This is a genomic window from Bacillus sp. AFS053548 (assembly GCF_002575105.1).
Taxonomy (GTDB): domain Bacteria; phylum Bacillota; class Bacilli; order Bacillales; family Bacillaceae_G; genus Gottfriedia.
Genome location: NZ_NUHI01000012.1, coordinates 129,441 through 139,992, shown reverse-complemented (window position 1 = coordinate 139,992; position 10,552 = coordinate 129,441). Strand labels below are relative to the sequence as shown.

The following is a 10,552-nucleotide window of genomic DNA, read 5'->3' as shown; positions in this document are numbered from 1 at the left end:
TGTAATTCAAATTGGTGCACGTAATATGCAAAACTTTGATTTACTGAAAACGGTTGGTCAAGTAAATAAACCAGTTTTATTAAAACGTGGATTGTCAGCAACAATTGAAGAATTTATTAATGCAGCAGAATACATTATTTCGCAAGGAAATGACCAAATTATTCTTTGTGAAAGAGGAATTCGTACTTATGAGAAAGCTACAAGAAATACATTAGATATCTCAGCAGTACCAATTCTAAAGAAAGAAACACATTTACCAGTTGTTGTAGATGTTACACATTCTACAGGTCGTAAGGACTTACTATTACCGACAGCAAAAGCAGCATTAGCAATTGGAGCAGATGCAGTAATGGCTGAAGTACATCCTGATCCAGCAGTTGCCTTATCAGATTCAGCTCAACAAATGAATATCCCACAATTTGAAGAATTTATGTTTGAGTTAAAAGACTTCCGTGCAAAACTTCAATCATAAATAATATTACTTAATGAAGGATAGGCGGTGAATGCCTTGAAAAAGAACGTCCTTTTAATTGGCACAGGATTAATCGGAGGCTCAATTGCCTTGGCAATAAAAAAAGTTCATGATGTGAATATAATTGGATATGATATAAACGAAAAACAACTTGAAATTGGTAAAAGAATTCAAGTTTTAGATGAAATCTCGGTACAGCTTAAAGACTGTGCCGAGAAGGCTCATCTAATCATTTTATCTTGTCCCGTTGAGGAGTCAATAAAATATATACATATGTTAAGTGAATATGAACTTAAGAATGATGTCATATTAACTGATGTAGGTAGTACGAAAAGTGAAATTATGAGGCATTCGAAGACTCTTACAGATAAAGGTTATTGCTTTATTGGAGGTCATCCAATGGCAGGCTCGCATAAAACTGGCATCGAGAGTGCAAAAGTTCATTTATTTGAAAATGCATATTTTATTTTGACACCAAGTGAAAATACTAAAAATGATCAAATTGATGAATTAAAAGAATGGCTTAAAGGAACAGGTTCACATTTTGTTGTAATTGATGAAGAAACACATGATCAAATTACTGGAGTGGTAAGCCATTTTCCACATCTAATTGCTTCTAATCTTGTGAAGCAAGTTAAAACTTACTCGAAGGACGAGCCTTTAGTAACAGCCTTAGCTGCTGGAGGGTTTAGAGATATTACGAGGATTGCATCAAGCAGCCCAAAAATGTGGACTGATATTGTGATTCAAAATAAGGATACATTGCTTTCATTAATTTCGAATTGGATTGATGATATGAAACAAATGTATCAGCTTGTCGAAAGCCAGGATAAAGAAGATATCTTTCACTATTTCAAGGAATCAAAAGATTTTAGAGACAACATGCCAGCAAAAGCAAATGGCGCCATCCCAAGTTATTTTGATTTGTATGTAGACGTTTTAGATCGAGTCGGTGAGCTTGCTAACATCACAACAATTTTATCGATTCACCAAGTAAGCATTACAAATCTAAGGATCATAGAATCACGTGAAGGGTTACCGGGTGTACTAAGAATAAGCCTTCAAACAGAAAATGACAGAGAGAAAGCTGAAAAATTCCTAAATGTTAATGGTTATGAGACGTACATTGTTTCATAAAAAATTTCAGATTTATTTACACATTAAAAGCGCCTCTGAAAGGTGCTTTTTTTTGGTTAAAGAGCGACAAGGAGATCAGGTACTTAGTCTCTCTGACATTTCAAATAAAAATGAATAGTCAGTCTCTTTTATGTACCAATTTTCTGAACTTTATATTATAATTTAGTAGGTTAGGTTATTAAATCGTTAAATATGGAGGGATATCAATGTCTCAGTTTGAAAAATCATTAGAGAAATATGCTGAACTTGCAGTAAAAAGTGGTGTTAATATCGTACCAGGACAAACATTACAAATAAATGCACCAATCGGAGCTGCAGAATTCGTTCGTAAAGTTGTAAAATTCGCTTACGAAGCTGGAGCTAAAAATGTAAACATCGATTGGAATGATGATGTAATTACTCGTACTAAATATGAACTAGCTCCTGAAGAAGTTTTTGGAGAATTTCCAGGCTGGAAAGTAACAGCAATGGAAGAATTAGCTGAAAATGGTGGTGCTGTTTTATCAGTAATTTCACCGAATCCAGAATTATTAAAAGGAATCGATCCAAAACGTATTGCAACTTTTAATAAAACAGCTAGCCAAGCACTACATAATTATCGTGAATACATGATGGCTGATAGAATTCGTTGGTCAATCGTAGCTATTCCATGTGTTGAATGGGCTGAAAAAGTTTATCCAAATGAACCAATTGATAAAGCGATGGAATTACTTTGGGACTCAGTATTCAAAATTTGCCGAGTAGACAATGAAAATCCAGTTGAAGCTTGGGTTAAACATAACGATTTCTTACAAGAAAAAGTTGTTCAATTAAATGACAAACGTTATAAAACTTTACATTACACAGCACCTGGTACTGATTTAAAACTAGATTTAGTAGATAATCATGTATGGAAAGGTGGCGGAGCAAACAGTGAAGATGGAAAATGGTTTAATCCTAATATTCCAACTGAAGAAGTTTTCTCTATGCCACATAGCCATGGTGTAAATGGTACTGTTCAAGCGACTTTACCATTAAATTATGGTGGAAATTTAATTGAGAACTTCTCTTTAACATTTAAAGATGGTAAAGTTGTCGATTTTACAGCTGAAAAAGGATATGAAACTTTACAACATTTATTAGATACTGATGAAGGTGCTCGCCGTCTAGGTGAAGTAGCATTAGTACCACATGATTCACCAATTTCAAATACAGGTTTAATTTTCTTCAACACATTATATGATGAAAATGCTTCTTGCCACTTAGCTTTAGGTAAAGCATATCCAAACAATATGAAGGATGGAGAAAAATTACCTTCAGAAGAGCAAGAAAAATTAGGCATCAACCAAAGTTTAACTCACGTTGATTTTATGATCGGATCAGCGGAATTAAACATCGATGGAATTAAAGAAGATGGTACAGTGGAACCAATCATGAGAAATGGTAACTGGGCATTTTAATAGTAAATAAAAATAAAAGGGGTGTCTCGAAAATTTTTTTGAGACACTCCTTTATTTTTATTTTTTTTAAATTGTTTGAAATTGATGGTTACTTCTTAAAACCGTTATAAAACCATCTAATATTGTATGACTAACAGAGAATCCCTTACGTTTATAAAATTCTAGAGCGTCTTCATTTCCATTTGAAACATAGATAAAATAATCTTCTACATCATCAAATTGTTTTAGCCAGGTCATTGACATTTTGAATAGTTCAGAGCCTACTCCATATTTTCTATATTCTTCTTTAATGTAAAATTGAGATAAACATCCAACATTCTTTTTATGGACTGAAGAAAGGTCAAAAAAAGTTGCAAATTCGCTTGAATATACTTCTTTTGGAGAAATATTTGAATAAACGTAACCAACGATATGATCCTTATCTTTCACGATAACAATATAATTATGTATAGCTTTTTTTACTGAAGGAACCAAACGTGTTTCGAAATTCATACTATCAAACAACTCTGGTTTTATCTTCGCTTTTGCCTTCTGAAAAGTCATTAATTCATTACATAAATCTCTACATAACTCAATGTGATTTTTGTCAATCACTTCATAAGTTAAATTCAACTTGTCACCCCTCATTAAAATTGATTTTTTAGCTTTAAATAATTTTCTTATGATTTAATTTTAATATATAAGTTCTTGAAAACAAATGAAATAATAAGTTGATCTGTTTTTGGTATATAATGGAAGTGTCATCTAGAATCAATTCATCATTCTACACATAAAACAAATGGAGGATGAGAAAATGAAAGATCTTAAGTATGAGTTTTATATTGGAGCAAAACCAGAAGAGGTGTGGAACGTATTTGTTTCGTCAGAAGGAACTAAAGCTATCTTTTTTGGTTGTATTTTAAAATCTACATTTGAAGTCGGAGCAAAATATGAATATATTGGACCAGGAGAAGCTGGTGATCATACGGTGCATGTTTATGGGGAAATTCTAGCTTTTGAGCCTCATAAAATGATGAGTTATACAGAACATCCAGGCCCCGTTTATCGTGAAAATCATGCTGAATTAGAAACTAGAATTACACTTACACTTGAAGAGATAGGTGAATGCACAAAATTAACACTAGTAAACGACCAATGGCCAGAAAATCACCCTTCATATGAAAATACAAAATCTACCTGGCCAATGATTTTAAGTAATGTAAAAACATATGTTGAGACCGGTAAAACATTAGATTTTGGTTGGTAAAATTGAAAAAATAAAAAAACCTCTGGGGACAGAGGTTTTTGTTTTAGATTTAAATTTCTCGGTTCATCTAAAAATATGAAAACCGACAAATGCACTACAAATACTTATAATAGTAGATAAAATGATATAAGATAACGCAGTTTTATACTTTTTTGCAAGGAATAATTGAATCGATTCGTAACCAAATGTAGAAAAGGTTGTAAATCCACCTAATATTCCTACCCCAATAAACAGCCACATTGTAGTAGAAATCGATTTATCGAGATATAAATGGTTTATTAAACCTAAAATAAACGATCCGAGTATGTTTATAACGAAAGTTCCAAAAGGAAAATTTGTTTTAACTTTTTTATTAACGTAGTTTCCAAGGGCATAGCGAAAAATTGCTCCGATTCCCCCACCTATTCCTACTATAACAATCATGATGAGGTTTCTCCTTTTACTTTATTGAATTTCTCTGCCGCTTTAAAACCAAGATACGCCAAACTAATTCCGATAACTAAACTTGAGATGATATAGACTAGACTTACTAGCAATTTTTTTTCATCCATCAGAGCTACATTTTCAAGTGAAAAAGTAGAGAATGTAGTGAATGCTCCAGTAAATCCAGTTCCAATTAGTAAAGTATATTCAGGTTTTAATTTAACTTTAGCCATCGGTAAAAAGAAACCTAAAAAGAAGCATCCAATTGTATTAATTAAAAACGTTTGAATTGGAAATCCATTTGAAAGTGGATGGATTGATAGACCTATTAGGTAACGAAGAATTGCTCCAAAAAATCCTCCAATAAGTATCAATAAATAATTCATAATACACCTCATAAATACATTATAAAAACGCCCCTAGGAGCGTTTTTTTTGTTAGTTTACAATAAAAAAAGCAATAATTGAAACTAAGTTATTTAAAAAGTGGGCAAAAATCGTAACTTCGATTTTTTTTGTTTTGATATAGATAATACCAAAAATTAAACCAGCTAAAGAATAAGATAGTAATGCATAGATTGAAAAACCAGCAAGCATATGCAATAAACCAAACCCAAATGAACTTACAATTAAACCAATGATCGGCGAGTTTTTAAAGATTGAACCAATAATTAACTTACGTGTTATCCATTCTTCTTTAATTGGTGCAAGAATAACCGCTGATATAATCATAAGGACTGGATTAGTCCGCAATAAGCCTTCAACTGCTTTTTGGTTATCTGGCGTAGCAATTGAATAATTGAAATGTTGAAAAATAACATCAAGAAGTTGTGAAGAAGCCATAAGAACCACGTATGCTCCTAAAATGATCACAACGTCAATCAAATTTATATTTATACGTCTTAATGTTAGAAGCCCTTTTTTCTTCGTATAATAATAGAGCCATAATAAGCTGAGGACACCAAAAATTGAATCCGAATAAATTGATACGGTATTTACAAGATTATCAAATTGTTTTTCAGTAAGGTTTATATCCGCAACACTAACAAAAATCATACCCCATATTGAAGCAATTAAGATTAGTAAGTTCAAGCCAACAATAAATATTAAAAAATAGTAGCCAAGTGTTTTTAGGGCGGACTTACGTTCATTCGGAATATTTTCTGGAATAATTGTTTTATAGTTTAATTCATTATCCAAATCGGCTCCTCCAATTTTTTGATCTATGTTCATAAACTTTCTAATTTACATTTATACTAACATATCCTATTTTATCTTAAATTTAAAGCTGAAAGAACTAGAAATAGAATATATGAGTTTAATTATTTAAAATTATTTTAAAAACTTTGTTATTTAATATATGAAAGATTGTTTACATTATATGAGTTGAGAATGTACTAAAACATAATTAAAAAAACAAGGTATGTTAATATACCTTGTTAATTAAATTACCAAATTTTCGTAAAGGGGTTTAGTGAGATTGATTTCCACTACGAGATGCTCGCTTTCCATGGGGCGAGAGCTGAGCCTCCTCGGCCGCGCCTGCGGGGTCTCAGCCTTCCCGCTTATCCCATAGGAGTCGAGCACCCTTTTAGTTCCAATCAATTTATTCATCAAAAAAAGATACACTAAAAACCTAATTTAAGATCCTTTACTTATAGTAGCATAACAGCTTATAAATCAATTTCAAATTTCTTTAACTTCTCAAGAAATAAACAATTAATAGAGTTTGTTGATATTATAAAACTACTCAAACATATTAACATTTAAAAACATTATTAGATCATCAAAGAATGAATTATTTTATCAAATCAATAAAGGTTCACTTAATATATGTTTGACCTATTTATATTTCAACACTTTAAAAAACAAGGTATGTCAATATACCTTGTTTCTGTATTACTAAATTTAATTTTAGTAATGCTAGGAAAGGAAATATCCTAGCGTTAGTTCTATTTTATTCAATTCAACTGTTCTACCTGATCTCTAATCATTTCCATTTTATAGTCTAATGAATTTACAGTTGCGGAAGCTTCGTTCAGACTTTCGATAATTGCTTTTGGGACATTTTTATTGTATTTATAAAAAATCTTGTGTTCAAGGCTTGCCCAGAAATCCATTGCAACTGTTCTAATTTGGATTTCTACTTTAACTCTTTTCGTTTCAGAAGCAAGGAAAATTGGAATTTCAATAATCATATGAAAGCTTTTATAGCCATTTGGTTTTGGATTTTTTATATAATCTTTTATTTCTATTATATGAATATCGTCTTGTTGTTTTAATAGTTCATAGATCATGTAAATATCACTAATAAATGAACAACTAATACGAACTCCAGCTATATCACTCATATAATTTTCCAGATTATATTGTGTTAGTTCTAAACCTTTTCGCTCAAGCTTTTCTATTATACTGTCAGGTTTTTTTAAACGTGATTTTACGTGTTCTATTGGATTATGATTATGAGTTAAAGTAAATTCTTCATTTAAAATTCTAATTTTAGTATTGATTTCATCTAACGCAAATTTATATATTAAAAGTGTGTTAGTCCATTCACCTAAGCTTTGATCTTTCAACATAGGCAACCTCCTAATGTATATTACATCAGTAATTGTACCAGCTTAATGTGAACTCAGTGTGAAATCTTGGTGAACAGTTAGTGACAAGTAAAATACAGGGATTTTAAGTGTTAAAATTAAAGGGAATAGTAAAGGGTTGTAATGGCAGGATCATTAGACAAGGATTAAAGAAGTAGAGAGTGAAACTTATATTATAAGAATAAACAATTTATAGCAGCGACAGTAAGGTCATTTAAGGTTTTGTTAGTTTTGGAATAATATGTTATAAATTTATATATATAATTTTAGTTAGGAGTACATTGATGAAACAGAGTTTTTATCGTTTGTTTATAGAGTTGACGAATAATCGTTTTACTTCGGGTCTTTTGCGTAGGCTTGCTACTTCTAGATTTAGTAGGGTTTTTATTAATCCTTATATTAAAGCGTTTAATTTAAATATGGATGAAAGTAAAGAGACTGTTTTTCCTACTTTACATGCCTTGTTTACTAGAGAATTAAAGCAAAATGCTAGGCCGATTCATGCTGGTGAAAGTGAATTAGCTTGTCCGGTAGATGGTGTGTTAGAGTCTTGTGGGAAGATTGAAATGGATATTAAATTTGTCGTTAAAGGAAAGACATATAGCATTATTGAGATGTTAGGTTCAAAGGAAATGGCAGCTAAATATGATGAGGGTTATTATATGGTGTTGTATTTAAGTCCTAGCCATTATCATCGTATACATAGCCCAATCGAAGGCGATATTGTATCACAATTCGAGTTAGGTGCTAAATCTTATCCCGTGAATAAAGCAGGATTAACGTATGGTAAAGATCCACTTTCAAAAAATTATCGAGTTATTTCAGAAGTATTATGCTCTGAAAACAATAAACATGTTGCGATGATTAAAGTTGGTGCTATGTTTGTTAACACAATCGTAGTAACCAAAAAAGAAAATCGTTTGAAAAAAGGTGAAGAAGTAGGGTATTTTTCTTTCGGTTCTACAGTTGTTTTACTTTTTGAAGCTAATAGTTTCTCACAAAATTTGAAACTTCAATCTGGCCAAGCGATCAGAGTTGGTCAAAATCTTGGTAAATTACACTAAGTATGCACTTTTTTTCACGAAATGAGAGCCATCGTATAGAAAGATGGTTCTTTTTCTGTTATTGTAAAGAGTACTTGTATTTTAATTTCACTTGTATTATTTGCATATATTGAAAATAATAAAAATGTTTAAGATGTTTTTTTTATATAGTAATCTAGACCTCTTCGTTTAATTTCTTTTTCAATTAAATAAATGAAGGCAGGATCAAGCTGTAAACCTAGAGCTTTTTTGTAGGACTCAAGTAACAACTCATCATTTAATTTGTACATATTTTTTGCCCGGTTGGGCATTCACCTCCGAGTGAGAAAAGTTTTTTGAATTTCTTCGTAAACTTAATGTATCAAATTTTTAAAAATAGAACAATCGTTCGTTTATCCACAGAAATAGGTGGATAAGTTGTGGGTAATTTGTTTATATATTCTAAAAAAGGTAGGTTCTTGGACTAAGGATAATGTGTATAAGATTTATCCACAGTTAGAATGATTGTAGTTATTTGTCGAACGATTTTAAGAATATATTGAGGTGTAATAATGTTTAATAAATTTTTACCGAGTGAAACTGTTAATAATGTTTATGCAATTACGCCTGAGCATTTAAAAGGCTTAGGAATAAAAGGAATCATTACTGATTTAGATAACACGTTAGTAGAGTGGGACCGTCCATTAGCTACGCCAGAGCTAACGAAATGGTTCAAAAGCATGGATGATGCAGGGATTAAAATTACAGTTGTATCGAATAACAATGCTGAGCGTGTTGGAAAGTTTTGTGATCCTTTAGGAATTCCATTCATTCATCGTGCGCGTAAGCCACTCGCTACATCATATAAAAAAGCATATAAACAAATGAATTTAAAGCCAAATGAAGTCGTGATGATTGGAGATCAATTGCTTACAGACGTATTTGGTGGCAATCGTCAAGGCATTCATACAATTTTAGTTGTTCCGGTTGCAAGTACAGATGGAATTTGGACAAGATTTAATCGAATGGTAGAACGTAGAATTCTTTCATCCTTAAGGAAGCAAGGATTGTTACAATGGGAGGATAAAAAGTGAGTAATACAGAAGTAAGATGTATTGGTTGTGGAGTTGAAATTCAAACAGAGGATAAAGACAAGCTTGGATATGCACCTCCATCTTCATTAGAAAAAGAAGAGATTATTTGCCAACGTTGTTTCCGTTTAAAAAACTATAATGAGATTCAAGATGTAGAGTTGACTGATTCTGACTTTATTCGTATCTTAAATGGGATAGGTTCTAAGGACTGTCTTGTTATTAAAGTAGTTGATGTTTTTGATTTTTCTGGCAGCTGGTTAAATGGAATTAATCGATTCGTTGGAAACAACAAAATATTATTAGTTGGAAATAAGGCAGATTTAATTCCGAAGTCAGTTAAGAAAAATAAACTAACGCAATGGATGAGCGGAACTGCAAAACGTTGGGGACTTAAACCTGTAGGTGTTCATTTAATTAGTGCAGTAAAAGGCACTGGTATAGACGAATTAGCTGAAAGTATTGAGAAGCATCGTGAAGGTAAGGATGTGTACGTAGTAGGTTGTACAAATGTTGGAAAATCAACATTTATCAATACAATGATTAAACGTTATAGTGAAGAAAATAGTAATATCATTACAACATCGCATTTTCCGGGCACAACACTTGATATGATTCAAATCCCACTTGATGAACAGAGTGATCTAATTGATACACCAGGTATTATTAATCATCATCAAATGGCTCATTTCGTTGATAAAAAAGGTTTAAAGATTATTACACCGAAAAAAGAAATTAAGCCTATGGTTTATCAATTAAATGAAGGACAAACATTATTCTTTGGTGGATTAGCTCGTTTTGATTATTTAGAGGGTGGAAGACGTTCTTTTACTTGTCACTTCTCAAACGACTTATCAATTCATCGTACTAAACAAGAAAATGCTGATGATTTATATGAAAGACAAGCAGGGGGATTATTAGTTCCACCGTATGGTGAACAAATAAATGAGCTTCCTAAATTAGTGAAGCATGAATTTATGATAAAAGATGCTAAAACTGATATAGTTTATTCAGGGTTAGGATGGATCACAGTGAATGAACCAGGTACTAAAATTGTTGCTTATGTACCAAAAGGTGTAGCTGTAACTCTTCGTAATTCTATTATATAAGAATAATTTGGGGGCGG

Annotated in this window: 13 protein-coding genes; 7 read left to right on the top strand and 6 right to left on the bottom strand. The window is 31.7% G+C overall.

What is annotated here, in order from left to right; all coding sequences use genetic code 11:
- The 3 genes from CN946_RS07050 to CN946_RS07040 form a co-directional block, all read left to right on the top strand.
- Nucleotides 1–472: bifunctional 3-deoxy-7-phosphoheptulonate synthase/chorismate mutase (locus CN946_RS07050; protein WP_141546870.1), on the top strand; the 472-nt coding region annotated here is incomplete at its 5' end.
- A gap of 36 nt (nucleotides 473–508) precedes the next feature.
- Complete coding sequence (locus CN946_RS07045; protein WP_098860489.1) at nucleotides 509–1,609, top strand: prephenate dehydrogenase; 1,101 nt, start codon at nucleotides 509–511, stop codon at nucleotides 1,607–1,609.
- A 206-nt stretch (nucleotides 1,610–1,815) separates the two neighbouring features.
- Nucleotides 1,816–3,048 carry an aminopeptidase gene (locus tag CN946_RS07040; protein WP_098428334.1) on the top strand — a complete coding sequence of 411 codons (1,233 nt, stop codon included), beginning with the start codon at nucleotides 1,816–1,818 and terminating at the stop codon, nucleotides 3,046–3,048.
- Nucleotides 3,049–3,114: 66 nt separating this feature from the next.
- Here the strand turns inward: CN946_RS07040 and CN946_RS07035 are convergent, their stop codons facing one another.
- Entirely contained in the window at nucleotides 3,115–3,660 is a 546-nt protein-coding gene (locus CN946_RS07035; protein ID WP_098860488.1) for a GNAT family N-acetyltransferase, read from the bottom strand.
- 181 nt (nucleotides 3,661–3,841) lie between these two features.
- Here CN946_RS07035 and CN946_RS07030 point away from each other — a divergent pair, with 181 nt between their 5' ends.
- The gene (locus CN946_RS07030; RefSeq protein ID WP_286133848.1) at nucleotides 3,842–4,294 is read left to right on the top strand and encodes an SRPBCC family protein; all 453 of its coding nucleotides are present in this window, start codon (nucleotides 3,842–3,844) and stop codon (nucleotides 4,292–4,294) included.
- Between the two features lie 63 nt (nucleotides 4,295–4,357).
- Here CN946_RS07030 and crcB (CN946_RS07025) read toward each other — a convergent pair whose 3' ends face one another.
- The 4 genes from crcB (CN946_RS07025) to CN946_RS07010 all read right to left on the bottom strand — a co-directional run bounded on the left by crcB (CN946_RS07025) (nucleotide 4,358) and on the right by CN946_RS07010 (nucleotide 7,295).
- Nucleotides 4,358–4,717: a fluoride efflux transporter CrcB gene (crcB, locus tag CN946_RS07025; protein WP_098860486.1), complete on the bottom strand. Its 360-nt coding sequence runs from the start codon at nucleotides 4,715–4,717 to the stop codon at nucleotides 4,358–4,360.
- The gene (gene crcB / locus CN946_RS07020; RefSeq protein WP_098860485.1) at nucleotides 4,714–5,103 is read right to left on the bottom strand and encodes a fluoride efflux transporter CrcB; all 390 of its coding nucleotides are present in this window, start codon (nucleotides 5,101–5,103) and stop codon (nucleotides 4,714–4,716) included. Before crcB (CN946_RS07020) ends, crcB (CN946_RS07025) begins: the two co-directional genes overlap by 4 nt.
- A 51-nt stretch (nucleotides 5,104–5,154) precedes the next feature.
- Nucleotides 5,155–5,916 (bottom strand): CPBP family intramembrane glutamic endopeptidase, encoded by a 762-nt coding sequence (locus CN946_RS07015; protein ID WP_176547240.1) that lies wholly within the window; start codon nucleotides 5,914–5,916, stop codon nucleotides 5,155–5,157.
- Between the two features lie 761 nt (nucleotides 5,917–6,677).
- Nucleotides 6,678–7,295: a GTP pyrophosphokinase gene (locus tag CN946_RS07010; protein ID WP_098860483.1), complete on the bottom strand. Its 618-nt coding sequence runs from the start codon at nucleotides 7,293–7,295 to the stop codon at nucleotides 6,678–6,680.
- A gap of 302 nt (nucleotides 7,296–7,597) precedes the next feature.
- Here CN946_RS07010 and CN946_RS07005 point away from each other — a divergent pair, with 302 nt between their 5' ends.
- The gene (locus CN946_RS07005) at nucleotides 7,598–8,377 is read left to right on the top strand and encodes a phosphatidylserine decarboxylase (RefSeq protein WP_098860482.1); all 780 of its coding nucleotides are present in this window, start codon (nucleotides 7,598–7,600) and stop codon (nucleotides 8,375–8,377) included.
- A 128-nt stretch (nucleotides 8,378–8,505) separates the two neighbouring features.
- Here CN946_RS07005 and sda read toward each other — a convergent pair whose 3' ends face one another.
- The gene (gene sda, locus CN946_RS07000; protein ID WP_069035227.1) at nucleotides 8,506–8,646 is read right to left on the bottom strand and encodes a sporulation histidine kinase inhibitor Sda; all 141 of its coding nucleotides are present in this window, start codon (nucleotides 8,644–8,646) and stop codon (nucleotides 8,506–8,508) included.
- A 261-nt stretch (nucleotides 8,647–8,907) separates the two neighbouring features.
- Here sda and CN946_RS06995 point away from each other — a divergent pair, with 261 nt between their 5' ends.
- Together CN946_RS06995 and yqeH are read left to right on the top strand one after the other, a co-directional pair.
- Complete coding sequence (locus tag CN946_RS06995) at nucleotides 8,908–9,429, top strand: YqeG family HAD IIIA-type phosphatase (protein ID WP_069035111.1); 522 nt, start codon at nucleotides 8,908–8,910, stop codon at nucleotides 9,427–9,429.
- On the top strand, nucleotides 9,426–10,535 hold the full coding sequence (yqeH, locus tag CN946_RS06990) for a ribosome biogenesis GTPase YqeH (protein ID WP_098860481.1): 1,110 nt from the start codon (nucleotides 9,426–9,428) through the stop codon (nucleotides 10,533–10,535). The genes CN946_RS06995 and yqeH overlap by 4 nt, the downstream gene beginning before the upstream one ends.
- The last annotated feature ends 17 nt before the right edge of the window (nucleotides 10,536–10,552 follow it).